Annotated in this window: 23 protein-coding genes; 18 read left to right on the top strand and 5 right to left on the bottom strand. The window is 62.0% G+C overall.

All coding sequences use genetic code 11. The annotated features are described in order from the left end of the window. Positions 1-285: 285 nt before the first annotated feature. Entirely contained in the window at positions 286-1,284 is a 999-nt protein-coding gene (locus ACFE72_RS04600) for a zinc-binding alcohol dehydrogenase family protein (RefSeq protein WP_375411883.1), read from the top strand. 100 nt (positions 1,285-1,384) lie between these two features. Beyond that, positions 1,385-3,073: a thiamine pyrophosphate-binding protein gene (locus ACFE72_RS04605; protein ID WP_375411884.1), complete on the top strand. Its 1,689-nt coding sequence runs from the start codon at positions 1,385-1,387 to the stop codon at positions 3,071-3,073. Between the two features lie 13 nt (positions 3,074-3,086). Here ACFE72_RS04605 and ACFE72_RS04610 read toward each other — a convergent pair whose 3' ends face one another. Next, positions 3,087-3,386 carry a hypothetical protein gene (locus tag ACFE72_RS04610; RefSeq protein WP_375411885.1) on the bottom strand — a complete coding sequence of 100 codons (300 nt, stop codon included), beginning with the start codon at positions 3,384-3,386 and terminating at the stop codon, positions 3,087-3,089. A gap of 179 nt (positions 3,387-3,565) precedes the next feature. Between ACFE72_RS04610 and ACFE72_RS04615 the strand changes: the two genes are divergently transcribed. The 15 genes from ACFE72_RS04615 (at position 3,566) to ACFE72_RS04685 (ending at position 17,276) form a co-directional block, all read left to right on the top strand. After that, entirely contained in the window at positions 3,566-4,657 is a 1,092-nt protein-coding gene (locus ACFE72_RS04615; RefSeq protein WP_375411886.1) for a YeiH family protein, read from the top strand. 94 nt (positions 4,658-4,751) lie between these two features. After that, a complete protein-coding gene (locus tag ACFE72_RS04620) occupies positions 4,752-6,380 on the top strand; it encodes a thiamine pyrophosphate-binding protein (RefSeq protein WP_375411887.1) in 1,629 nt (542 codons plus the stop codon). 7 nt (positions 6,381-6,387) lie between these two features. Further along, a complete protein-coding gene (locus tag ACFE72_RS04625; RefSeq protein ID WP_375411888.1) occupies positions 6,388-7,158 on the top strand; it encodes an ABC transporter ATP-binding protein in 771 nt (256 codons plus the stop codon). Beyond that, positions 7,151-8,050 carry an ABC transporter permease gene (locus ACFE72_RS04630; protein WP_375411889.1) on the top strand — a complete coding sequence of 300 codons (900 nt, stop codon included), beginning with the start codon at positions 7,151-7,153 and terminating at the stop codon, positions 8,048-8,050. Before ACFE72_RS04625 ends, ACFE72_RS04630 begins: the two co-directional genes overlap by 8 nt. 13 nt (positions 8,051-8,063) lie before the next feature. Continuing rightward, the gene (locus ACFE72_RS04635; protein WP_375411890.1) at positions 8,064-9,074 is read left to right on the top strand and encodes an ABC transporter substrate-binding protein; all 1,011 of its coding nucleotides are present in this window, start codon (positions 8,064-8,066) and stop codon (positions 9,072-9,074) included. A 75-nt stretch (positions 9,075-9,149) separates the two neighbouring features. Further along, positions 9,150-9,851, top strand: a complete 702-nt coding sequence (locus ACFE72_RS04640) for a succinate dehydrogenase/fumarate reductase iron-sulfur subunit (protein WP_375411891.1) — start codon at positions 9,150-9,152, stop codon at positions 9,849-9,851. Next, positions 9,833-10,177, top strand: coding sequence for a succinate dehydrogenase (locus ACFE72_RS04645; RefSeq protein WP_375411892.1), 345 nt, complete (start codon positions 9,833-9,835; stop codon positions 10,175-10,177). The genes ACFE72_RS04640 and ACFE72_RS04645 overlap by 19 nt, the downstream gene beginning before the upstream one ends. Further along, positions 10,174-10,515, top strand: a complete 342-nt coding sequence (locus ACFE72_RS04650; protein ID WP_375411893.1) for a succinate dehydrogenase — start codon at positions 10,174-10,176, stop codon at positions 10,513-10,515. The genes ACFE72_RS04645 and ACFE72_RS04650 overlap by 4 nt, the downstream gene beginning before the upstream one ends. A gap of 9 nt (positions 10,516-10,524) precedes the next feature. Next, the gene (locus ACFE72_RS04655) at positions 10,525-11,400 is read left to right on the top strand and encodes a fumarate hydratase (protein WP_375411894.1); all 876 of its coding nucleotides are present in this window, start codon (positions 10,525-10,527) and stop codon (positions 11,398-11,400) included. Between the two features lie 10 nt (positions 11,401-11,410). Then, positions 11,411-12,019, top strand: a complete 609-nt coding sequence (locus ACFE72_RS04660; protein WP_375411895.1) for a fumarate hydratase C-terminal domain-containing protein — start codon at positions 11,411-11,413, stop codon at positions 12,017-12,019. Between the two features lie 4 nt (positions 12,020-12,023). Then, positions 12,024-13,775, top strand: coding sequence for an L-aspartate oxidase (locus tag ACFE72_RS04665; protein WP_375411896.1), 1,752 nt, complete (start codon positions 12,024-12,026; stop codon positions 13,773-13,775). Between the two features lie 30 nt (positions 13,776-13,805). Continuing rightward, a complete protein-coding gene (locus ACFE72_RS04670; RefSeq protein WP_375411897.1) occupies positions 13,806-14,591 on the top strand; it encodes a GntR family transcriptional regulator in 786 nt (261 codons plus the stop codon). A 74-nt stretch (positions 14,592-14,665) separates the two neighbouring features. Further along, positions 14,666-14,995 (top strand): UxaA family hydrolase, encoded by a 330-nt coding sequence (locus ACFE72_RS04675; RefSeq protein WP_375411898.1) that lies wholly within the window; start codon positions 14,666-14,668, stop codon positions 14,993-14,995. A gap of 74 nt (positions 14,996-15,069) precedes the next feature. Next, positions 15,070-16,278, top strand: a complete 1,209-nt coding sequence (locus ACFE72_RS04680; protein ID WP_375412041.1) for a UxaA family hydrolase — start codon at positions 15,070-15,072, stop codon at positions 16,276-16,278. After that, complete coding sequence (locus ACFE72_RS04685; protein ID WP_375411899.1) at positions 16,275-17,276, top strand: Ldh family oxidoreductase; 1,002 nt, start codon at positions 16,275-16,277, stop codon at positions 17,274-17,276. The genes ACFE72_RS04680 and ACFE72_RS04685 overlap by 4 nt, the downstream gene beginning before the upstream one ends. Here ACFE72_RS04685 and ACFE72_RS04690 read toward each other — a convergent pair. The 4 genes from ACFE72_RS04690 to ACFE72_RS04705 all read right to left on the bottom strand — a co-directional run bounded on the left by ACFE72_RS04690 (position 17,273) and on the right by ACFE72_RS04705 (position 21,888). Next, the gene (locus tag ACFE72_RS04690; protein WP_375411900.1) at positions 17,273-18,751 is read right to left on the bottom strand and encodes an ATP-binding cassette domain-containing protein; all 1,479 of its coding nucleotides are present in this window, start codon (positions 18,749-18,751) and stop codon (positions 17,273-17,275) included. The two genes, ACFE72_RS04685 and ACFE72_RS04690, sit on opposite strands and share 4 nt — an antisense overlap. Beyond that, positions 18,751-19,677 (bottom strand): branched-chain amino acid ABC transporter permease, encoded by a 927-nt coding sequence (locus ACFE72_RS04695; RefSeq protein ID WP_375411901.1) that lies wholly within the window; start codon positions 19,675-19,677, stop codon positions 18,751-18,753. Before ACFE72_RS04695 ends, ACFE72_RS04690 begins: the two co-directional genes overlap by 1 nt. A 2-nt stretch (positions 19,678-19,679) precedes the next feature. Then, positions 19,680-20,555 (bottom strand): branched-chain amino acid ABC transporter permease, encoded by an 876-nt coding sequence (locus ACFE72_RS04700; RefSeq protein WP_375411902.1) that lies wholly within the window; start codon positions 20,553-20,555, stop codon positions 19,680-19,682. Between the two features lie 133 nt (positions 20,556-20,688). Beyond that, positions 20,689-21,888: an ABC transporter substrate-binding protein gene (locus ACFE72_RS04705; RefSeq protein ID WP_375412042.1), complete on the bottom strand. Its 1,200-nt coding sequence runs from the start codon at positions 21,886-21,888 to the stop codon at positions 20,689-20,691. Between the two features lie 360 nt (positions 21,889-22,248). On the opposite strand from ACFE72_RS04705, the gene ACFE72_RS04710 reads away from it, so the two are divergent. Next, the gene (locus tag ACFE72_RS04710) at positions 22,249-23,316 is read left to right on the top strand and encodes an alcohol dehydrogenase (RefSeq protein ID WP_375411903.1); all 1,068 of its coding nucleotides are present in this window, start codon (positions 22,249-22,251) and stop codon (positions 23,314-23,316) included. Positions 23,317-23,325: the final 9 nt, after the last annotated feature.

A 23,325-nucleotide genomic window follows, 5' to 3' on the forward strand; every position in this document is an offset into this window, starting at 1 on the left:
GGAGCGCGATATTGCAACACGCCGCAACACACGCTGCGTCAACCGCGGGCTTGACGCGTATCCATCGCGCTTCGAAAAGGTTTTGCCAAGACGGATGGATTGCCGGGTCGAGCCCGGTAATGACGACCAACTCGTTTGCAGGCCGCGCCGCGCTGCGTTAGGGGCACGGCCGCAACACCTCCTGCGTCATATGCCGCAAGGACCGTCGCACCCGCCCTGTCTGTTGCCGCGCGCGGCCTGATCGGATACCTGCATGGGAGCCCTTCGAAGCGAGCAGCAGGTGGAATGAATAAAGCAATCGAAGCAACCGCGCTGCGGCTGAACGCCAAGGCCGCCGACGTCACATCGTTCGACGCCGCGATCGAGACCTGCGTGCTGAAGCCCGGGCCGGGCGACGTGGTCGTGGAGGTTAAAGCCGCCGGCGTCAATCCGTCCGACGTCAAGGCCGCCACCGGGTTGATGTCCTACGCGGTTTTCCCGCGCACGCCGGGGCGTGATTTTGCCGGCGTCGTCATCGACGGTCCACCCGAATGGCTCGGCCGCGAGGTATTCGGCTCGTCCGGCGATCTTGGAATCCGCCGCGACGGGTCCCACGCCACCCGCTTGGTTGTCGAAACCGCAGCGCTGGTTGAAAAGCCCGCTGCGATCACGATGGAGGAAGCCGCCGGGATCGGCGTGCCGTTCGTGACGGCGATCGAGGGATTTCGCCGCGCCGGTCTGCCTACCGCGCAAGATACCGTTCTGATCATGGGGCTGAACGGAAAGGTCGGCCAGGCGGCGGCGCAGCTTGCAACCTGGCGCGGCGCCAGGGTGATCGGCGTCGTGCGCAAGGATGAAGCTTACGAAGGTCATGCCAACGGACCTGTCGACGTGATCAATTCCGCCGTGACCGATGTGGTTGCGCGCGTCCGCGCGCTCACCGGCGGCAAGGGCGCCGACATCGTATTCAATACCGTCGGCGATCCGTATTTCCAGGCGGCGCATCGCTCGCTTGCATTGGCCGGCCGGCAAATCCTGATCGCTGCGGTTAACCCGGTAGTCGAATTCAACATCCTGGAATTTTATCGCGGCCGGCACACCTATGTCGGCATCGATACGTTAGCATTTTCGTCGATCGCCAGCGGCGATCTGTTGCGCGGGGCGCTTGCAGGATTTGCCAGCGGCCATCTCAAGCCATACCCGATCTCGCCCAACGCGGTGTATTCGCTGTCGGATGCCAAGGCCGCCTATCTCGCCGTCATCGGCTCCTCGCGGGATCGCGTCATCTTCAGGCCGTCGGGATAGGTACTGGCGTTAAATCCGATGAATTCCGCGAACGGATGACACTAATGAACGAGTTTCCGCGGATGTTCGAGATCGTCGAGCCCAAACGCATGGTGGTGACATGAACAAGGAGATCAGGCCGGCGGCAAATCGCATCACTGGACGATCGGCGTTCCTCGCTTTGCTCAAGGACGAGGGGATCACCCATCTGTTCGGTAATCCGGGAACGACCGAACTGCCGATCATGCACGCGCTGAAGGAGCATCCCGACCTCACTTACGTGATGGCGATGCAGGAAAGCCTCGTGGTCGCCATCGCGGATGGATTCAGCCGGGCTTCGGGGCGTCTCGTCGCCTGCAACGTTCACGTCGCACCCGGACTGGGCAACGCCATGGGCGCGTTGTACAACGCGAAATTCACCGGCACGCCGATGATCCTCACCGCCGGTCAGCAGGAGCAGGGTCACGGACTGATGGAACCCGTGCTTTACGATCCGCTGGTTCGGATCGCCGAGCCGTTGGTGAAGTGGGCGGTCGAAGTCACGCGGCTGGAGGATCTGCCGCGCATCGTGCGCCGCGCCGCCAAAGTCGCGACCACGCCGCCGACCGGACCGGTTTTCATCTCGCTCCCCGGAGACATCCTGAATTCGGATGCAGCGCTGGAGCTCGGCCGCTCGACCCGCATCGATACGCGCGTAAAGCCGTCCGATGAGTCGCTGCAGGCGGTGGTTCTGCGCATCCTCGAGGCCCAGCGTCCCGTCATCATCGTCGGCGACGAGATCGTCAAAAGCGACGCGCTCAATGAAACCGCCGAATTTGCGGCGGCACTCGGTTGTCCGGCCTGGCAGCAGACCGCGCCTTACGGTTCGCATTTCCTGTCGGAAAGCCCGTGCTTCATGGGCGCGCTGCCGCGCGTGCAACCGCAGGTTCGCGAGATTTTAAATCCCCATGATCTGATGATCGTGCTCGGAAGCGATCCCTTGAGGATGTCGGTCTACAGCGACGTCGATCCGTTGCCCGATGCAATATCGATCGTGCAGATTGGTCTGGTCGATTGGGACTTGGCCAAGAATTATCCGGCCGAAATCGCCTTAAAGGCCGATGTCAAGCAAACGCTGCGGGCGCTGATCCCCGCGCTCAAGACCGCCGGCGGCTCGGCGCTTCACGCGCGCGCCAAGCGCGGGATCGACGCGCTGGCATCGAACAACTGGACCGCGAAGCGGGCAAAACTGATCGATCAAATCTCAGCCAGGCGCGATTCTTCCCCGATCGATCCCGACTGGCTGGCGCTGCAGGTCGTCGAGGCGATGCCGGCGAACGCCATCCTGGTCGACGAGGGGCTGACGTCGTCACGCTACATGCCCGCATTGCGTCCGCATCGCGATCGGTATGGCTATCACGGGCTCGCCTCGGGAGGGATCGGCTGGGGATTGCCGGCATCGGTCGGCGTCAGCCTGGCAAATCCCGATCGGCCGGTGGTTTGCTACTCCGGCGACGGCAGCGCCATGTACTCGATCCAGGCCTTATGGACGGCGGCGCATCACAAAGTGCCGCTGACGGTGGTGATCGTGAACAACGGCGGCTACCGGATCATCAAGCAACGGCTGCTGGCCTTTCATAAGGACGACCATTTCGTCGGCATGGATTTCGTCGACCCGCCGGTGGATTTTTCCGGGCTCGCAACTGCGCTCGGGCTTGAAGCGATCCGCATCACGCAAGCAAAGGATGTAGCGGGCGCACTCAGGTCGGCGTTCGGCCGGCCGGGCGCGAAACTGATCGAGGTGATGGTGGATGGTTCGGTGAGGGCATGAAATTCGGCGGCCGCTATAGTTCAGCGTCGTGGATGACGTCCGGCGCACTACCGGCCAGCACCGGCGGAATCGCCGAGGTTGCGGTGGCCGGGCGAATGCCGCCCGGGTCCAGGAACGCGACGCGTGCGGCAATAATGCAGGCCACCACGAGCCAGAATACGAGCGCGCCGTACCAGAGGCCGCGCCGGTCATTTGTCGAACCGATGGTGATTTTCTCCGCCCACGCCGCCAGATCCGGCTCTATGAGAGCCGGCGGACCGCTTCGGTTTCGGCTCGGATTGTTCGTCGATGTCATCTCGTCAAAATGCCCCAAAACCGCGCTAGTTCAAGGATACAACTCTCCATATTGGCGTTGTTTCATAGGCGTTCCTGTTACTGCGCCGGTGCGCCGGAGCATCTTTTTCCAAGCCGCGTGATTTCGCGCTGGACCGCGGCGCGCCCCAGGTCTTATATAAGACATAGAAACTCGCGGGCCGGGCGCAGCTGCCGCTGATGGATGACCGACAACACGCAGAAGCCGCGGCAAGCGGCGACGCCGGCGCCGGTCGGCGGCAACGCCCTGCTTCAGCGCCGGCGGATCTGACGGCCATCGTGCCAGGCCTGATGCTCTGCATCGTCGTCACCGTGATTTCGATGGTCGTGCAGAACTGGGAGGAGCGGGCTTTCGGACATCCCTACATTGAAGCGCTGGTGATCGCCATTCTGCTCGGCATCGCCATTCGCAGCTTTTGGCAGCCCGGCGGAATCTGGAACGCGGGCATCTGGTTCAGCGCCAAAACCCTGCTCGAAATCGCCGTCGTGCTGCTCGGCGCATCGCTCAGCCTCGGCGCGATCGTGACGTCCGGCCCGGCGCTGCTCCTTGGCATCGTCGCGGCGGTGGTCGCGGCGCTGGCTGCAAGCTACATCACCAGCCGCGCGCTGGGCTTGCCGCAGCGCGTTGCCATCTTGATTGCTTGCGGCAATTCGATCTGCGGCAATTCCGCTATCGCGGCGGTGGCGCCGGTGATCGGAGCCGACAGCGACGAAATCGCTTCCTCGATCGCATTCACAGCGATTCTCGGCGTCGTCGTCGTGCTCGGACTGCCGCTGTTCATTCCGCTGCTGGCACTGTCGGAAACGCAGTACGGCGTGCTGGCCGGGTTGACCGTCTATGCCGTGCCCCAGGTTCTCGCGGCGACGGTACCGATCAGCGCCGTCAGCGCGCAACTGGGAACGCTGGTCAAACTCGTGCGCGTCCTGATGCTCGGGCCGGTGGTTGTGTTGCTGTCGCTGTTGCGCTCGAGACTTGACGTTTCCGCCCCCGCGCCGCAGCCCGGCCTGTTTTTCCTCATTCCGTGGTTCATCATCGGTTTTCTCGTGCTCGCAACGTGCCGCTCGCTCGGACTGATTCCGGTCGCCCTATTGGGGCCGATCATGATTTCGGCAAAACTGCTGACGGTGGTATCGATGGCCGCTTTGGGGCTCGGGGTTGATGTAAGGGTTGTCGGCCGCGTCGGGGCCCGCGTCACCGTGGCGGTCGTGGTCTCGCTTCTCGTTCTCATCGCCATCAGCGTCGCACTGATCCGGCTGCTTAAGATCGCATGATGGCGCGCTCGCGAATTAGACATATGGTTTCTTTACCGTACCCGGCAGCCATGTCATTTTTCCAGATCGCAGCATCAAGGATGTGGAACGGCGCATGTTGAAAGGAGCGGACATCGTCGCCGGGGCGCTGGAGGATCTGGGCGTCACGCGCATCTTCGCGCTGTCCGGCAACCACATCATGCCGATTTTCGACGCGCTGCTGTCGACCGGGATCGAGTTGATCCACGTCCGGCATGAAGCCGCTTGCGTGCACATGGCCGATGCGTGGGGGCGATTGACCGGTGAGCCCGGAATCGCGCTGGTGACCGGAGGGCAGGGCCATAGCAACGCGGTTGCAGCGCTCTATACGGCGCTGGCCTCTGAATCGCCCCTGGTACTTCTTTCCGGACATGCCGGTCTCAGTGAACTAGGTCGTGGCGCCTTTCAGGAGATGGCGCAGGCTGACCTCGCGCGCCCGGCGACCAAAGCGTCATGGACCGCCAACGCCGCAACAAGGTTGGGCTCGGATATCGCGAAGGCGTTTGAACTTGCGGCTGCGGGGCGTCCAGGGCCCGTCCACATCAGCCTTCCGGTTGATCTGCTGGAGCAGACCATTCCCGATGACCAGATAATCCGGATAACCAAAGCCGACATCCAGCCTGGCGCTTCGCCGTTGCCGGCGGAGGTTGCGGACACGGTAGTGTCTTGTCTCGGCGCGGCGGCCAGGCCGCTGGTGATTTGCGGCCCGGCGATGTGTACCGAGCGCGGCCGTTCGATGATGCGGGAGGCGGCGGACGCACGCGATGTTCCGGTGATCGGAATGGAAAGCCCGCGCGGCATCAATGATCCCGGGCTCGGCGCGTTCGCCCAAATCCTGGCCGAAGCCGATCTCGTCGTGTTGATCGGAAAGCCGATCGATTTCACGCTGCGGTTCGGCGAAGCACCGGCCTTGTCGCCGTCCTGCAGGTGGATCGTGATCGACCCCGACGCCGCCTTGATCGCGCGCGCGGTGAAGGTGACGGGTGACCGGCTGTTGCTTTCTGCGGTCGCCGACGCCGCAACGGCGATCAAGACCCTCGCCGAACGCAATCCAGAGGCGCGCGCGAAACCGTCGATCTGGCGCGAGCGGGTGAACGCAATGCTCGGTTACCGACCTCCGCAATGGAAATCGGTTTGCGCGACCGGCCGCGACCGGATTCATCCCGTCGAGATGTGCAAGGCAGTCGGTGATTTCCTCAAAAAGCATAAAGGGGCGACATTCGTTTCCGATGGCGGCGAGATCGGGCAATGGGCACAGGCGCTGGTGTCGGCGGATCGACGAATCATAAACGGCATCGCCGGCACAATTGGAATCTCCATCCCGTTTGCAATCGCCGCGAAGCTCGTTCACGCTGACCGTCCGGCGGTTGCCGTCCTGGGAGACGGTAGCTTTGGGTTCCATATGGCCGAATTCGACACCGCGGTGCGTTATGATCTTCCGATCATCGTCGTGGTCGGCAACGACGCGCGCTGGAATGCCGAATATCAGATACAGTTGCGTCAATACGGCGCGGAGCGCGCCAAGAATTGCGATCTGCTGCCGTCGCGCTATGATCGCGTGGCGGAGGCGCTCGGAGGATTCGGCGCGCTTGTTTCGAAAGCGGTAGATCTAACCGACGCGCTCGATCGCGCCTATCTAAGCCGCAAGCCAGCCTGTATCAACGTCATGATCGAGAGCGTGGCCGCTCCGGTTATCCGCCGATGAGAAACCGATGAACATCACCGCTCCGCTGCTCGAAGTGAAAGGCGTCACGCTGCAATACAAGACGCCGGATCATCTGGTGACGGCCACGTACAGAATCGACTTCGAGGTGTTCGAAGGAGAGAGATTCATTCTGCTTGGACCGTCGGGCTGTGGAAAATCGACGCTGCTGAAGGCGGTCGGCGGCTACATGACCCCGACCGAAGGCGAAATCCGGCTCAAGGGGAACCTGATCAAACATCCGGGCCCCGATCGCATGATGGTTTTCCAGGAGTTCGACCAGCTTCTGCCGTGGAAGACGGTGCGGCAGAACGTGATGTTTCCTCTGCAATCCTCCAGCCGGATGTCGGCCCGCGAGGTGGAGGATCGCGCGATGCACTACATCAACAAAGTCAACCTGGCGAACTTCGCCGACAGTTATCCGCATACGCTGTCGGGCGGCATGAAGCAGCGCGTGGCGATCGCGCGGGGCATGGCGATGGAGCCCGACATACTGCTGATGGATGAGCCTTTCGCGGCGCTCGACGCGCTGACGCGCCGCAAGATGCAGGACGAACTGCTGGCGTTGTGGAACGAGACGCGCTTCACCGTGCTGTTCGTGACGCATTCGATTCCCGAAGCCATCAAGATTGGAACACGAATTCTGTTGTTGTCTCCCCATCCGGGGCGGGTGAAGGCCGAGTTGAACAGCGGCGCGCATATCCAGGACGCCATCGAACTGGAAAAACGCATTCAGCATATGCTGTTCGCCGACCAGATCGAGGAGGCGGAGAATGTCTGAACTGCGGGCGACCGCCGCGGGCGACGATATCATCACGCCGCTGCGACCCGAGATCGTCCGCGATGCGGACCAGACCGCGCATATGGCCGTGGTGCAAAAGCCGTTGTCGACGCTGGAGCGCATTTACAATCAGGTTTGGCTTCGCAAACTGTTGATCCTGGCGGTGCTGGCGCTGATCTGGGAGGCCTACGGGCGCTTGTTGAACAACGATCTGCTGTTTCCGACGTTCAGCGCAACGGTCAAGGCTTTCATCGATGCCATCCTCAGCGGAGTGCTTCCGGCGCGCGCCTGGGCATCGATCAAGGTGCTGCTGATGGGATATGCCTGCGGCGTCGTGCTCGCGGCCCTGCTGACGGCGCTTGCGATCATGTCGCGCGTAGGTACGGATTTTCTCGAAACCATGACGTCGATGTTCAATCCGCTGCCGGCGATCGCGCTGCTGCCGCTGGCCCTGATCTGGTTCGGGCTCGGCAACGGCAGCCTGATTTTCGTGCTGGTGCATTCGGTGACATGGGCGATTGCGCTGAACACCCATTCGGGCTTTCTGTCGGTCAGCAATACGCTAAAGATGGTGGGTCGAAACTATGGCCTCTCGGGACCGCGCTACATCTGGAAAATCCTAATTCCGGCAGCCTTTCCCAGTATTCTTACCGGGTTGAAGATCGGTTGGGCATTCGCATGGCGTACGCTGATCGCCGCAGAACTGGTGTTCGGTGTCAGTTCCGGCCAGGGCGGATTGGGATGGTTCATCTTCGAGAACAAGAACACGCTGGATATTCCAAACGTGTTCGCAGGTCTGCTGACGGTGATCATCATCGGCCTCGTGATCGAAAATGTGATCTTCCGCACCATTGAGAACCAGACAATCGGCCGCTGGGGCATGCATTCGTGACAAGGAGAACGGAATGAGACTTCAAAGGGCAGTGCGACTGATCACAGCGGTAGCCCTCATGAGCGCCGGTCTCGGTGGCGCGGCGCATGCCGAGGCGGATACCGTTCGTATCGCAAAGCAGTTCGGGTTAGGCTATTTGCCGCTGACGCTGATGGAAGAACAAAAACTGTTCGAGCAACAGGCGAAGAAGCAGGGGCTCGATATCAAGGTCGAATGGCTGCGCCTGTCCGCCGGCGCTCCGATGAACGACGCGATCCTGTCGGGCAACCTCGATTTCGCATCCGGCGGCGTCGGGCCGTTGCTGACGATCTGGGGCAAAACCCGGACCAATGCGATGGTGAAGGGCGTGGCGGCGCTCAATTCAATGCCGCTTTACCTGGTCACGACCAATCCCAACATCAAATCGATCAAGGATTATACCGAAAAGGACAAGATAGCCCTTCCCGGCGTCAAGACCTCGATCCAGGCGGTCACGCTGCAGATAGCCGCGGAGAAGGTTTTTGGCAAAGGTGGGGAGGGCAAGCTCGATGCGTTCACGGTTTCGATGAGCCATCCCGATGCGCTGGCGTCCATGCTGGGCGGGAAATCCGAGATCAACTCGCATTTCGGATCGGCACCATTTCAGGAGATGGAACTGGCCGACCCGCGCGTGCACAAGGTGCTGGACAGCTACGAAGTGCTCGGCGGACCCCACACCTTCAACACGGTGTGGGCAAATTCGAAGTTCGCGACGGCAAATCCGAAAATCATGAAAGCCTTCCTCGACGCGCTCGAGGAAAGCATGACCCGCATCAAGGCCGATCCGGCGGCGGCGGCGGTGATTTGGGTCAAGGCGGAAAATTCCAAACTCGCTGCGGCGGACGCTGAAAAGATCATCAGGAATCCGCAGAACGAATGGACGACCACGCCGAAGAAGATCCTGACCTATCTGGATTACATGAATCGGGCGGGGCTTATAACCACCAGGACCGGTGACTGGAAAGACGTCTTCTTCAGCGGCATCCACGGCGCGCCCGGCAGCTAGAACGATAACGGTCGAGTTGACGACATGACCCTTCCTGCCCGCACTGAAAACACCGCATCGCATCGAGCAGATACGATGACGGTGAAGGTATGGCGCGGCGGCCGGACCGGCGAGTTTCAAACCTTCGAACTGTCGCGGCGCGACAACCAGACCGTGCTGGACGTGGTAACGGAGATTCAGCGCACGCAGGATGCGACGCTGTCGTATCGGTTCGCCTGCCGCGTCGGCATGTGCGGCTCGTGCGCGATGACCGTGAACGGGCGGCCCCGCTGGACCTGCCGGACCCGGGTCGACCAGTTGGAAGCCGGCACGATCCAGTTGGAACCGCTGCGCAACCTGCCGATTGTGAAGGATCTCGCCGTCGACATGGCGCCGTTTTTCGAGAAATGGCGGCGCGCCCACGGTTACTTCGAGCCCGGCCAGAATCCACCCGAGGATTTCGCCGTCGTGGCGCCCGATTCCGCCGGGCGACAGGCCGCCGATGCCGGCATCGAGTGCATCAATTGCGGCATCTGCTATTCCGCCTGCGACGTCGTGTCATGGAATGAGGATTATCTCGGTCCCGCCGCGCTCAATCGCGCGTGGACGCTCGTCAACGATGTGCGCGATCGCGGCCAGGATCAGCGTCTAGAGGCCGTATCCGGGGACGCCGGCTGCCATTCCTGTCACAGCCATATGAGCTGCACCGAATTCTGTCCGAAGGTGCTGTCGCCGACGTTTTCGATCGCGGGCTTGAAGCGCGCGACCTCGGTGCGGGCATGGAAACGCCGGCGATGAACCCGGTCCTGTATCTCGCGCAGCGTGGCACCGCCATCATCCTAGCGTTCGCGGTCACCATTCATCTGGTCACGATCATCTATGCGATTCGAGGCGGGCTGACGGCGGGCGAGATACTGGCTCGCACCCATGGCAACCGCTGGTTCCTGGGCTTCTATCTGGTCTTCGTGCTGGCTGCGGCCATCCATGCGCCGATCGGATTGCGCTCGATCCTCCGTGAATGGGTGAAATGGCGTAATCGTTCGCTGGATGTCGCGATGCTGGCTTTTTCGGTGCTGCTGCTGGTTCTTGGCGGGAGGGCCGCGCTCGCGGTTTATCTTACATGATCTACAATCCGCACCTCAAACCGGGATTCCTGGCGGCGATGCTGCACCGCCTGTCCGGCATCGCTTTGGCCATATTCCTGCCGTTGCATTTCACGGCGCTCGGGACCGCTCTCGGCGGCGCTGGTTCGTTTCAGAGCTTTCTCGATGTCACCCACAACCCGTTCGTTCGAGTCGCGGAATGGGGGCTGGTCACCGCGCTCGGCATGCACATGGCGCTAGGCCTTCGCGTGCTGGCCATCGAATTGTTCGCCGTGCGCGAGCGCAGCGCCATCGTGGTATCGATCTGCGTGGCCTGTTCGATCACCGTCGGGTTGTTATTCTTGTTGAACGGAATCTAGGAGGAAATCATGCAGCTCGATATGCACGAAGTCGAAGAAATCTGCAAAACGCTTTATGTGCAGGCGCTGAAAGTGCTTCCCGCGGACATAAAGGCCGGATTCAAGGAACTGGTTCGCACCGAAACCGACGCGACCGGCCGCAGCATCCTCGACACCATGATCGAGAACATCGCGGTCGCCGAGCGGACCAAGAATATTCTTTGTCAGGATACCGGCATTCCGATTTACAACGTCGTGGTCGGCCGCGATGTCGAGTTCGATGGCGCCATGATGAAGCGGGCGATCCGCGCGGGCTGCGAGCGTGCTACGCTGGAATGCTCGCTTCGCTCGTCCGTGGTTCATCCGATTACGCGCAAGAACAACCAGACCTCGAGCGGCATCCGCGTTCCGATCATCCATGTCGATTTCGACGAAGAACCGGAAACAGTGTCCATCGAGATGATTCCGAAGGGCTCAGGGTCGGAGAACGGTTCATTCCTGCGAATGCTGCTGCCGTCCGACGGCGTCGGCGCGGTCAAGCGTTTCGTCATCGACCGGGTGATCGAGTCCGGCGGCCGCGTCTGTCCGCCGACCATCGTCGGCGTCGGGATCGGCGGCACCTCGGACCTCTGCATGCACCTCGCCAAAATTGCTGCGACCCGTCCTTTGGGATCGGTCTGCTCCGACGATGAAGGGGCTAAAATCGAGACCGAATTGTCGCGCGCGGTGAATGAACTGGGCATCGGTCCGCAAGGCCTTGGCGGGCGCTCGACCAGCTTTGCGGTTCATGTCGAAGTCGCCGCGACCCATATCACGCAAAATCCGGTAGCGGTGAATATCCAGTGCCATTCGGCACGCCGCGCGCGGGCGACGATCACGCCCGGCGGCATCAGCTTTTCCTCTTGAGGATATGACTATGGCGCACCACACGCTTGAAATGCCGATCACGCCGGATCAGGCCCGCGTGCTGAAGATCGGCGATACCGTAACCTTGGAAAAGACGCTGTACGGCATCCGCGACGCCACCCTCATTCATATGTTCGATCGCGGCCGCCGCACCAGGCTCGATCTGCAGGGCCATGCGGTGATCCACACCGCGCCCAACGTCCACAAGGTGCCTGTCTCGGCCGAGGCGCCGGCCGGTTATACGCCGTTCTGCATCGGCACCACGACGTCGCAGCGCATGGAGCGGTTCACGCATCCGTTGATGACGCGCGAAGGCGTTCGCATCATCATCGGCAAGGGCGGCATGGGACCGGATACATCGGCTGCGTTCAGCGAATTGGGCGGCGCCTATCTGGCCATTGTCGGCGGCGCCGCGGCACTGGAAACCACCTGGATCGAGCAGATCGAGGACGTCGACCTGGACGATCTTCACCCCGAAAGCCTGTGGCGATTCCGCATCAGGAATTTCGGCCCGCTGCTGGTCGGAATGGATTCGCACGGCGGTTCCTTGTTCGCGGACAATCAGAGAAACGTCGCAAGCCGGCGCGACGCGGTCCTCAAGAGTATCGGAGCGGCCTGACAGCATGGCTCTACGCCGGATCGAAACCGATATCCTGATCCTCGGAGCGGGCGGCGCCGGACTGTTCGCGGCTTTGCATGCAAAAAAGACCGCGCCTTCGCTCGATGTGACCGTGGCGGTGAAAGGATTGCTGGGCAAGTGCGGATGCACGCGGATGGTCCAGGGCGGCTACAACGTCGCATTGGCGCCGGGCGATTCCGTCGAGCGCCATTTCATGGACACCATCGAAGGCGGCAAGTGGCTCAACGACCAGGATCTCGCATGGAAGCTGGTCACCGAAGCTCAAGTGAGAATTCGTGAATTGGAAAACGAACTCGGCTGCTTCTTCGACCGCAATCCCGACGGCAGCGTGCATCAGAAAGCCTTCGCCGGGCAGACCTTCGACCGCACCGTGCACAAGGGCGACCTGACCGGCATCGAAATCATCAACCGGCTCTCCGAACAGGTGTGGCGGCGCGACGTCAACCGTATGGAGGACCACCGGGCGCTCGACTTCATTCCGGCTGCCGATGGATCGGGCCTCGCCGGCGTGCTGATGCTGAACATGCGGACCGGCGAACCCAGTTTTGTGCGCGCGAAGGCCACGCTGCTTGCGACCGGCGGCGGTCCCACAATGTACAAGTATCACACGCCGTCCGGCGACAAGACCTGCGACGGCCTTGCCATGGCGCTTCGCGCCGGACTTGCATTGCGCGACATGGAGATGGTGCAGTTTCACCCCACCGGCCTGCTTGCGGGCGCGGGCACGCGGATGACGGGAACGGTTCTGGAAGAGGGCTTGCGCGGGGCAGGCGGGCGATTGCTCGATTCCCGCGGCGCGCGTTTCATGTTCGAATACGACGAACGCGGGGAGCGCGCCACGCGCGACGTGGTCAGCCGTTCGATCATGTATCAGATCCGCAAGGGGTACGCGACCAGGAATGGCGGCGTGCATATCCAAATGCATCACCTTGGGCCTGCGAATGTCGCCAAGATGTTCAAGGGCATGGTGGAGCGATGCGCCGATTGCGGATTCGATCTCGCCGGCGGCCTGGTCGAGGTGGTGCCGACCGCGCATTACATGATGGGCGGCGTCGTGTTCGATCTTGAATGTCGCACCTCGATGCCGCGGCTCTATGCGGCCGGCGAGGATACCGGCGGCGTACACGGCGCCAATCGTCTCGGCGGCAACGGCGTCGCCAATTCGACGGTGTTCGGCGGTATCGCCGGCGCCTCGATGGCGCGTGCGGTGCTGCGCGAAGGCAGCTTCGCTGATCCCGAACCCGCAGCGATCGAGCAATCGCTCGACCGCGCATTCTCTCCGCTCGGCCGCCCGTCCGGCGATCTCAATGAGATCCGTGAAGGCTTGCTGGAGGCGATGTGGAATGACGTCGGAATCTTGCGGAGCCGCGCCAGCTTGGCTCGTGGAGCAGAAGCGCTCGACGATCTGCGGGACGCGCTTGTGCGTTGCGGCGTGCCGGATGATGACCGGCGTTACAATCTGACCTGGACCGACCGGTTGAATCTCGAAAATCTCATCCAGGTGAGCCGCACGATCTGCGCAGCGGCGCAGGCCCGCACCGACAGCCGCGGCGCGCATTTTCGCGAGGATCACCCGCACGCGTCCGATCTTGCGACCTCGCGCTATACGGTCGTTCGGATGCACGACAACGATATCCACGTCACCACCGAGCCGGTTCAGTTTCCGCGCATCGAGCCGGGCCGGACGCTGCTTGATGCGATACCGGAAACTCCGGCCGTCGCAGCCCATCCCTGATGCAATTCAGTCGAACACGAGACTCACAAGATGAGCAGCCCAAAGCGAAGCGGTAGGCGGTCCGAGGCGAGGCCAGCGCCGCTTGCTGGAAATGCCGCGCATGCCTCGCTCGGCTATCGACCGCTGTATCGTCAGGTCAAGGAGCTGCTGATGAAGCGGCTCGGCGATGGCAGCTGGTCGCCTGGTCAACTGCTGCCGAGCGAGCCTGAAATCGCGGCGGGACTCGGTGTCAGTCCGGGCACCGTGCGCAAGGCGCTGGATGAGATGAGCTCGGAAAGCCTGCTGGTACGTCGCCAGGGCCGCGGCACCTTCGTTGCGTCGCACGACGAAGAGCGCATCCTGTTCCAGTTCTTCCGGATGGTGTCCGACGGCGGCGTGCGGCGCTTTCCGGAAAGCCGCACCATTTCGGTGTCGGTCGCCAAGGCCGACGAGGTGGCGTCGAAACGGCTCGGAATTGGCCCGAAAGAATCGGTCGTCACGATCGAACGCGTGCGATCGCTCGATGGACGCCCCAGCATCCATGAAAAGATCGTGCTGCCGCGCGCGCTATTTCCCGGCATCGAGCGGATCAAGGATTTGCCGAACAACCTCTATGCGCTCTATTCGGTGAAATATGGCGTGACCATCGCGCGCGGTTCGGAAAGCCTCAAAGCCGTCGCGGCAGGACCGCGCCAGATCGAACTCCTGGGAAGCGAACCGGGCGAGCCGATCCTGCTGATCGATCGCGTCGCGCTGGGGGTCGACGGCACGCCCGCGGAGTGGCGGAGATCGCTGTGCCGCACCGACCGGTCGCATTATCTCAGCGATCTCAAATAAGCCGGCGCGGCGCTTGCCGCATCAGATTTGCTATCTTATACAAGACTCAAGGCTCAGTGACGGTGGAGACAGGAATGAGTTCTCAAGAAGGCGCGGCCCAGCCCGCAGGTCAGAAGTCCAACATCCCCCAGGTTCTCTCGCACAGTCCGAAGGACAACGTCGCCGTCGTGGTGGTCGAAGGCCTGAAGGCCGGCACGAAAGCCTTCGGCGTCGTCACCGAGGACAATTCGACATTCTCCGTCGACGTCAAGGACGACATCCCGATCGGGCACAAGGTCGCGTTGATCGATCTTGCCGATAAAGACACCGTGATCAAATACGGACAGGACGTGGGCCGCATGGTCGCAGCGACCGGCAAAGGACGCCACGTCCACACCCAGAACATGAAAACCAAGCGTTGGTGAGGAGCAGCATCATGGCAACAACCATTGCGCACGAAATGTCGTCCCCGTTCGTCGGCGGCGCTCCCGACCAGTTGATGACCAAATCGCTCGACGGCAAGCGCGCCTCGACCGATTTTGCCAAGGCTACGTTCCGGGGGTGGCGCCGCGAGAACGGCCGCGTCGGCATCCGCAACCACGTGGTCATCCTGCCGCTCGACGATCTGTCGAACTCGGCGTGCGAAGCGGTGGCGAACAATGTCAAAGGCACGATGGCAATTCCTCACGCCTACGGCCGGCTGCAATTCGGCGAGGACCTCGATCTATTTTTCCGCACTCTGATCGGCGTCGGCTCGAACCCCAACGTCGCCGCGGTGGTCGTGATCGGCATCGAGGACGGCTGGACCGGCCGCGTGGTCGACGGCATCGCCAAGACTGGCAAGCCCGTGGTCGGCTTCGGCATCGAAGGCCACGGCGACATCGCGACGATTGCCGAAGCCAGCTATCAGGCCAAACGTTTTGTGCAATGGGCATCGGAATTGAAGCGCGAGGAATGCCCGGTTTCGGAGCTCTGGATTTCCACCAAATGCGGCGAGTCCGATACCACGACCGGTTTGTCCTCCTGTCCGACCGTCGGCAACATGTACGACAAGCTTATTCCGCACGGCATTTATGGCGTGTTCGGCGAAACCTCTGAAATCACCGGCGCCGAACATCTGTGCCGCGAACGCGCCGCGAGTCCTGAAATCGCCGAAAAATGGTACAGGATGTGGAAAGCGTATCAGGACGACGTGATCGAGGCGCACAAGACCAACGACCTCTCGGATTCCCAGCCCACCAAGGGCAACATCGCCGGCGGTCTTACGACGATCGAGGAGAAGGCGCTCGGCAACCTCGAAAAAATCGGCCGCAAGTGCCGCTACATCGACGCGCTCGAGCCGGCCGAAGCGCCGGCCAGGGGTCCGGGCCTGTACTACATGGACTCCTCGTCGGCCGCGGCCGAATGCGTGACCTTGATGGCGGCGGGCGGTTATGTGGTCCATACCTTCCCGACCGGGCAGGGCAATGTGATCGGCAACCCGATCGTGCCGGTGATCAAGATATCGGGCAATCCGAAGACGCTGCGCACCATGGGCGAGCACGTCGACGTCGATGTCACCGGCGTGCTTCGCCGCGAAATGACGCTCGATCAGGCCGGCGACGCGTTGATCGACATGATCGTACGCACCTGCAACGGCCGCCTGACCGCAGCCGAGTCGCTCGGTCATCGCGAGTTCTCGCTCACGAAGCTCTATCGAAGCGCGTGACGACGCTTTCGATCAGCGAAGCAATCGAATGGGTGGCCGCGGTCTTTGTCCGCAGCGGGTGCAGGGCCGATAATGCTCGGTCGGTCGCGCGTGCGCTGATCTCCGCCGAGGCCGACGGGCTCAAGGGCCACGGGCTGTCGCGGATCCCGACCTATCTGCAGATGGTCCGGAGCCGCAAGATCGACGGGCAGGCGCAGCCGTCGGCGGCGCAAATTCGCCCCGGCGTGTTGGCCATCGACGCCGCACACGGCTTTGCCTACCCCGCGATCGATCTTGCCGTCGCCGAGTTACCGGCGCTTGCGGCCGCGCAAGGCATCGCGACCGCCTCGATCCGGCGTTCCAATCATTGCGGCGAGACCGGTCTGCCGTGCGAAGCGCTGGCCCGCAAGGGCCTGGTCGCGCTGCTGTTCGCCAATACGCCGGGGGCGATGGCGCCTTGGGGCGGGCGCGAGCCGATATTCGGCACCAACCCGATTGCGTTTGCCGCGCCCGTGGTGGGCCATGAGCCCGCGGTTGTCGATCTCGCGCTGTCGAGGGTTGCGCGCGGTCCGATCGTCGCGGCGAAGCAGCGTGGCGAATCGATCCCGGAAGGATGGGCGCTCGACGCCGATGGCCACGCCACCACCGATCCGGAGCAAGCCCTGCAAGGCAGCATGATTCCGCTCGGCGGCGCCAAGGGCGCGGCCCTGGCGTTCATGGTGGAAGTGCTGGCCGCCTGCCTGCCAGGCGCAAACCTCGCCTTCGAGGCATCGTCATTTCTCGACGGCAAGGGTCCGCCTCCCGCGACTGGTCAATTGCTGCTCGCGATCGATCCATCGGCTTTCGGTCACGCTGGATTCGGCGAGCGAATGTCCGCTTTGGTCGGTGCGATCGAGCAGCAACCGGGTGCGCGTCTGCCCGGCGCGCGCCGGCTGGCCAACCGCAACCGCGCCGCGCGCGAAGGCATTGTTGTTCCGCCCGACATTGAGATGGTGGCAGACGGCCGGCTCACGATCTAGAGATAGCCGGCACCGGCTTCCTGGGCGAAGCGGCCGGGGTCGCCTTCCCAGACAATGCGCGCGTGTTCCAGCACATAGACACGATCGGCGTGCGGCAGCGCGAAGGTGACATTCTGCTCGCCGAGCAACACCGTAATCGGCGTGGTCTGCCGCAGCCTTTCCAACGCTTTCGAGAGCTGTTCGAGAATGACCGGGGCCAGGCCCAGCGTCGGCTCATCGAGAATCAAGATCTTCGGCTGCATCATCAGCGCACGGCCGATCGCCAGCATTTGCTGCTCACCGCCGGACAAGGTCTGCGCCATTTGGCCCTGGCGCTCCTTGAGGATCGGAAACAGGTCGAACAGCCAGGCCATCTGCTTGTCTTTATCTTCGTCCGACAAATGCTGGCCGCCGAGATCGAGATTTTCGCGAACGCTCATTTCACCGAACAGTTCGCGCGACTCGGGGCATTGCACAATACCGCTTCGCGCGATACGCGCCGGACTGATTCCGCGCAGCTTCTCGCCGTCACGGACAATCTCGCCGGTATAGGGTAGAAATCCCGAGATGGTGTTGAACAGCGTGGTCTTGCCGGCGCCATTGAGGCCCACGACGGAAACGAACTCGCCCTGATGCACGTGGATCGAGACGTTTTCCAGCGCCTGCGCCTTGCCGTAGTGCACGCTGATATTCTCGATCTGCAGCAACGGCACTTTGTCCTTGAAGCTGGTTTCCGGACGGGCGGATGTTTCGATCGCGCCGCCGAGGTAGACACGCCGCACGGTTTCGTTGCGCATCACCTCGTCGGCGCGGCCGGTGACGATTTCCTCGCCGAGATACATCGCGAGCACACGGTCGACCAGCGCGGCGACACTCTTGACGTTGTGATCCACCAACAGCACCGCGCGGCCTTCATCGCGAAAACTGCGGATCAGTTCGGAGAAAACGCCGACTTCGGCCAGGGTAAGCCCTGCAAAGGGCTCATCGACGAGAACCACCTTCGGATCGCGGGCGATCGCTTTTGCGAGCTCAAGCCGCCGCAGGTCGGCAAAGGGCAGGGTCGGCGGCCGGCGATCCATTACCGCGCCGAGGCCGACCCTTTCGGCGATCCATCGGGCGCGCTCGGTCAGCGCCTTGTCGGCGAACAGCATGAACAGGCTGTCGGGCAGCAGCGCTACCATGATGTTTTCAAGCACGGTCTGCCGGTTTAGCGGCCGCGAGTGCTGAAACACCATGCCAAAACCTTTTCGCGCAATCTTGTGCGCCGGCAGGCCTGCGATATTTTCGCCCTCGAACCTCACATCGCCGGAACTCGGACGCTCGATGCCCATGATCGCCTTCATGGCGGTGGACTTGCCGGAGCCGTTCGGGCCGATCAGCCCGAAGATTTCGCCGGCGCGCAGATCGAGGTTGAGATTCTTGACCGCGGTGAGGCCGCCGAAACGCTTGGTCAGGCCGCGGACCTCGAGCACCGGCCGATCGCTGGTTGCGTCCATCACGTGCGCGCCTCGCGTGACAGCGCCGCGCCGAGGAAGCCGCCGGGGAAAAACAGCACGACCAGCAGCGCGACCGCGGAAACGATAAACGTCGCCAATTCGCCGGTCGGCCGCAGAAATTCACCGGCTACGATCAGGAAGATCGCACCGAGTGCGGCGCCCAGCACCGTCCGCCGACCGCCCAACACCGCGGCGACGATGACATTCACGCCGACCGCGACGTCGACCACGGTACCGACAGAAGCCGTGCCGAAATAAAACACCAGAAGTGCGCCGGACAGGCCCGAGAAAAACGCACTAACAACGAAGGCGGCCAGCTTGTGCTTGACGATATTGAAGCCGAGCGCGCCCGCCTGCACGGGATCCTGCCCGCTGGCCTGCAGCACGAGGCCGATCGGCGATTGCGACAGACCGTACAGAATGATCGCGCTGACGGTCATGAATCCCAGCGCGATCCAGTAATTCGTGTTGGCATTGATGGTGATCACGTCAGGGATGGTCAGGCCGATTTCACCGCCGGTCAGATCGGCAAACACCACGATGAAATTTTGTAGCATCAGGACGGCGACCAGCGTGGTTAATCCAAAATAGGGGCCGCGAACACGCAAGGCCGGCAGGGCGAGGACAAATCCCGCGACCACCGACGCCGCCGCGCCTAACACGATGCACAGGTATACCGACCAGCCATATTGGTTGTTGAGAATGCCCGCGGTGTAGGCCCCGACGCCGATCAGGAAGGTCGGTCCGAAGTTCACCTCGCCGGCAAATCCGAACAACAGGTCCCACGCCATCGCAAACACGCCGAAATAATAGGCGACCGTCAGCAGGCCGAGGATATAGCCGGAGACGTAGAGCGGCAGCGTCGAGGCGATGATGACCACTGCCAGTGAAATGAAGAACAGCCGCGATTTGAAGAAGACGCCCATGCTCAGCGCCTCCCGAGCAGGCCCTGCGGCCTGACATACATCACGATGACAAGCAGCAGCAGTGCGGGGATGGTCCGGTAAGCGGGAGAGACCAGATAGGCGGTGAGGGTTTCCAGATAGCCGACTACGAATGCGGCGATCAGCGAGCCGGATACGCTGCCGAGGCCGCCGAGGACCACGATCGAAAACGCGCTGGCCGTCAGCGGTCCCACGCTGTAGGAACTGACGCCGAGAAACATCCCGAGGAGCACGCCCGCGATACCGGCAAGAACGCCGTAGATCGCCCACACCACGATATAGATGTTGGTAAGTTCAAGTCCGAGCAAGGTGACACCACGCGGATTCATCGACGCTGCAAGCACGGCCTTGCCGGTGCGGGTGCGATTGACCAGCAGCCAGAGCAGCGCGATTACCAGACAACAAACGACCGCCGTGAAGATTTCGTTTTGCGGGGTGCGCACTCCAAGAATGTTGACGACCCCCTCGATGATCGGAAGCACGGTCTTGGCATTATTGGTGAAGAAATATGCGATAACTTCCTGGATCATGATGCCCCACAGCAACGTGCCGGTGAGAACGAAGATTTCCTTCTCCTCATTGGGAATGCGACCGGATTTCTGGATCGGTTGCACCACTGCGAAGTAGGTAACAAGCGCCGCTACCAGCGCGGTTGCAACGCCGATAGTCGCGCCCGCATAGGTGCCGACGTGCAGCACGCTGGATGCCGCCCAGGCCGCCACGGCCGCAAGCACCATGATCGCGCCGTGCGACAGGTTGAGAACACCGGAGACGCCGAAGATCAAGGTAAAGCCGGTTGCGCCCAGGGCATACAGCGCGCTGATGGCGAAGCCATCGATCAGAATTTGCAAAGCGAGCATGGGTCGGGAGCGCCAGTCAGTGAAGGAAGAAGCAACGCGCCGTCATTGCGAGCGAAGCGAAGCAATCCAGATCTGCAGGGCTGGATTGCCTCGTCGCAAGTGCTCCTCGCAATGACGAAGGCGGGGATCGGCGTCAGTTCGTCGTGACCTTGATGAAGCTCGGAAACTTGATCTTGGCCTTTGCGATTTCCGGTGGCCAGACGCTGGTTTGCGCTCCATCCTGCCATTGCAGCATCAGACCGGTGATAAGCCCCTTGCCGTATTTCAGGCCGTGCGTGAATTGGTCATCCTTGCCGTAGAATTGGATGCGGCCGATGGTGCCTTCCCAATCGGTTTTCTCAAGGGCCTCTACCAGCTTGTCGGCATCGGTCGAACCGGCCCGCTTGATGGCGTCGGCAATGAAGTAGACTTCATCATAGGACGTGTAGCCGGCATAGGACGGATAGTTGCCGAACTTCTTCTTGAACCCGTCGGCGAACGGAATCGATTTCGGCGTGACCGCTACGCCCGGTCCCGAGACGCCCTGATAGAGCACGCCGTCGGAAGCGTTATTGGTGTCCTTGCCGAAGGTTTCGTTGGTGGCCTGCGAACTGATGCCCAGCATCGGAATCGGCACCTGCTGATTCTTCCACTGTACCGTCGGCTGCACGCCGACGTGAGAAATGCCGGTAATAATCACGTCCGGCTTCGCCCCTTCGATCTTGTTGAAGATCGGCGTGAAGTCGGTCGTGTCCGGCGAGAACCGGATGTGATCGAGAACCTTCAGCCCGATCTTCGGCAGGCATTCCTCGTAACCGACGTCGAGCGGCTTGGTCCAGGCTGCGTCCTCGCTCATGATCACGGCAGTCTTCATCTTCTTGCCGTCGACGAGCAGATCCTTGGCGGCGTCGCACACCGACAGCGCCAACGCAGCCGACGTCAGGTAGCCGTGGAAGGTATATTTGTTCTTTTCATAGTCCTTGTTGATGGCCTTGGTGATCTCGTTGGAGGCGGCCCCGGGGGTGATGAACGGTGTTTTCAGCCTCGACGCCCACGGCATCAGCGCCAGCACCACCTCGCTGATGTAGCTGGAAATAACGGCGTGGACCTTGTCCTCATTGACCGCGCGCTGGAAGGCTCGAACCGAATCGGCTGATGAGCTGTGATTGTCGTAAGGCACGATCTCGATCATGCGCCCGTCGACGCCGCCCTTGGCGTTGATTTCTTCGGCGGCCATCTGCGCCGCCTGGGGAATCGACGCGCCGGCGATGGCCTGGGCTTCGGCGATAACGCCGATTTTGATCGGATCGGCGGCGAAAGCGGTGCTTGCTGCAAAGCCGAGCGCGGTCGCCATTAGAAGGGCGCGCAATGACCGGGGCCTTTGTTGCGATATCCTCATCATCGTCGTTCTTCCTTCTTTGTCGCCCGATGGCCGGGTCTTGTTGATCAGCCCCGGATTGATTGTATCGTGCTCGGACAACTCGGCAAGCCACGTGAAGTTACTAATAAGGAGGGGGGTCTCATGTTGATCCGTTGCCATCGCGCGGATTAACATTGCAATGTAACGTTGATCATCCGGCGCGCCCAATCTTAAGGCGCAGCGGGGGTGCAGATAGCCTTTACCGCGTCGGTGTCCTGCGGAACTTGCTCGACGCTCCATGGCAAGACGTGGCAATGTCGGGTCAAGAACAAAACCCTCGACGGGAGAGCCCACATGAAGAGTTTTCAGGTCACGGATTTCAACGCCCCCTTGAAGGAAGTGGATCATCCCACGCCGCAACCTTCCGGCACGCAGGTGCTGATCAGGGTCAGGGCGGCCGGCGTTTGCCACAGCGATCTGCATATCTGGGAAGGCGGTTACGATCTCGGCCACGGCCGCAAGCCGCTCTCGCTAAGAGACCGCGGCGTTTCGCTGCCGCGAACGATGGGACACGAAACCGTCGGCGAGGTGCTCGCATTCGGGCCGGATGCCAAAGCCGACGCCGTAGGCGGCCTCAAGGTTGGTGACGTTGCGCTGGTTTATCCCTGGCTCGGCTGCGGCAAATGCGAGGTGTGCCTCGCCGGCCAGGAGAATATGTGTCTGAAACCATATTCGCTTGGCGTTCATTGCGACGGCGGTTACGCCGATCACATGACTGTGCCGCATCCGAAGTACCTGCTTAACCTGGAAGGCCTCGATCCCCTTACCGCGGCGCCATATGCCTGCTCCGGCGTCACCACTTACAGCGCACTGAAAAAAGTCGAGGCGGACATCAGCAGCCCGATCGTCATTTTCGGCGCCGGGGGACTTGGCTTGATGGCGCTGTCGCTGCTGAAGGCGATGGGCGGCAAAGGCGCGATCGTGGTCGACATCGACGCGCGCAAGCGCGAAGCCGCCGAGAAAGCCGGCGCGCTCGCCACCGTCGATGGCGCCGCGCCCGATGCGCTGGAGCAGCTCGCCAGCAAGGCTGGTGGCCCGATCAGGGCGGTGATCGATCTCGTCGGCAATGCCGCCACCACCCAGCTCGGCTTCGACTGCCTGACCAAGGGCGGCAAGCTGGTCATCGTCGGGCTGTTCGGCGGCGGCGCGACGTGGGCGCTGCCGCTGATTCCGATCAAGGCGGTGACCATTCAAGGCAGCTATGTTGGAAATCTGCGCGAGACCCAGGAACTGCTGGATCTGGTGCGCGCAAACAGGATCGCGCCGATCCCGGTGACGTTGATGCCGCTTGCGAAAGCAAACCAGGCGCTGACCGATCTTAAGGAAGGCAAGGTCGTCGGGCGCGCCGTACTGACGCCGTAGCCATTCCGT

Origin of the sequence: uncultured Bradyrhizobium sp. (genome assembly GCF_964252615.1) — a bacterium.
In the GTDB taxonomy this organism is placed as follows: Bacteria; Pseudomonadota; Alphaproteobacteria; order Rhizobiales; family Xanthobacteraceae; genus Bradyrhizobium.

Excerpts from the sequence above, each read along its gene's own strand:
- ACFE72_RS04600 (WP_375411883.1), top strand. The coding sequence starts at position 286 with ATGAATAAAGCAATCGAAGCAACCGCGCTGCGGCTGAACGCCAAGGCC.
- ACFE72_RS04605 (WP_375411884.1), top strand. The coding sequence starts at position 1,385 with ATGAACAAGGAGATCAGGCCGGCGGCAAATCGCATCACTGGACGATCG.
- ACFE72_RS04615 (WP_375411886.1), top strand. The coding sequence starts at position 3,566 with ATGGATGACCGACAACACGCAGAAGCCGCGGCAAGCGGCGACGCCGGC.
- ACFE72_RS04620 (WP_375411887.1), top strand. The coding sequence starts at position 4,752 with ATGTTGAAAGGAGCGGACATCGTCGCCGGGGCGCTGGAGGATCTGGGC.
- ACFE72_RS04625 (WP_375411888.1), top strand. The coding sequence starts at position 6,388 with ATGAACATCACCGCTCCGCTGCTCGAAGTGAAAGGCGTCACGCTGCAA.
- ACFE72_RS04630 (WP_375411889.1), top strand. The coding sequence starts at position 7,151 with ATGTCTGAACTGCGGGCGACCGCCGCGGGCGACGATATCATCACGCCG.
- ACFE72_RS04635 (WP_375411890.1), top strand. The coding sequence starts at position 8,064 with ATGAGACTTCAAAGGGCAGTGCGACTGATCACAGCGGTAGCCCTCATG.
- ACFE72_RS04640 (WP_375411891.1), top strand. The coding sequence starts at position 9,150 with ATGACGGTGAAGGTATGGCGCGGCGGCCGGACCGGCGAGTTTCAAACC.
- ACFE72_RS04645 (WP_375411892.1), top strand. The coding sequence starts at position 9,833 with ATGGAAACGCCGGCGATGAACCCGGTCCTGTATCTCGCGCAGCGTGGC.
- ACFE72_RS04650 (WP_375411893.1), top strand. The coding sequence starts at position 10,174 with ATGATCTACAATCCGCACCTCAAACCGGGATTCCTGGCGGCGATGCTG.
- ACFE72_RS04655 (WP_375411894.1), top strand. The coding sequence starts at position 10,525 with ATGCAGCTCGATATGCACGAAGTCGAAGAAATCTGCAAAACGCTTTAT.
- ACFE72_RS04660 (WP_375411895.1), top strand. The coding sequence starts at position 11,411 with ATGGCGCACCACACGCTTGAAATGCCGATCACGCCGGATCAGGCCCGC.
- ACFE72_RS04665 (WP_375411896.1), top strand. The coding sequence starts at position 12,024 with ATGGCTCTACGCCGGATCGAAACCGATATCCTGATCCTCGGAGCGGGC.
- ACFE72_RS04670 (WP_375411897.1), top strand. The coding sequence starts at position 13,806 with ATGAGCAGCCCAAAGCGAAGCGGTAGGCGGTCCGAGGCGAGGCCAGCG.
- ACFE72_RS04675 (WP_375411898.1), top strand. The coding sequence starts at position 14,666 with ATGAGTTCTCAAGAAGGCGCGGCCCAGCCCGCAGGTCAGAAGTCCAAC.
- ACFE72_RS04680 (WP_375412041.1), top strand. The coding sequence starts at position 15,070 with ATGACCAAATCGCTCGACGGCAAGCGCGCCTCGACCGATTTTGCCAAG.
- ACFE72_RS04690 (WP_375411900.1), bottom strand. The coding sequence starts at position 18,751 with ATGGACGCAACCAGCGATCGGCCGGTGCTCGAGGTCCGCGGCCTGACC.
- ACFE72_RS04695 (WP_375411901.1), bottom strand. The coding sequence starts at position 19,677 with ATGGGCGTCTTCTTCAAATCGCGGCTGTTCTTCATTTCACTGGCAGTG.
- ACFE72_RS04700 (WP_375411902.1), bottom strand. The coding sequence starts at position 20,555 with ATGCTCGCTTTGCAAATTCTGATCGATGGCTTCGCCATCAGCGCGCTG.
- ACFE72_RS04705 (WP_375412042.1), bottom strand. The coding sequence starts at position 21,888 with ATGGCGACCGCGCTCGGCTTTGCAGCAAGCACCGCTTTCGCCGCCGAT.
- ACFE72_RS04710 (WP_375411903.1), top strand. The coding sequence starts at position 22,249 with ATGAAGAGTTTTCAGGTCACGGATTTCAACGCCCCCTTGAAGGAAGTG.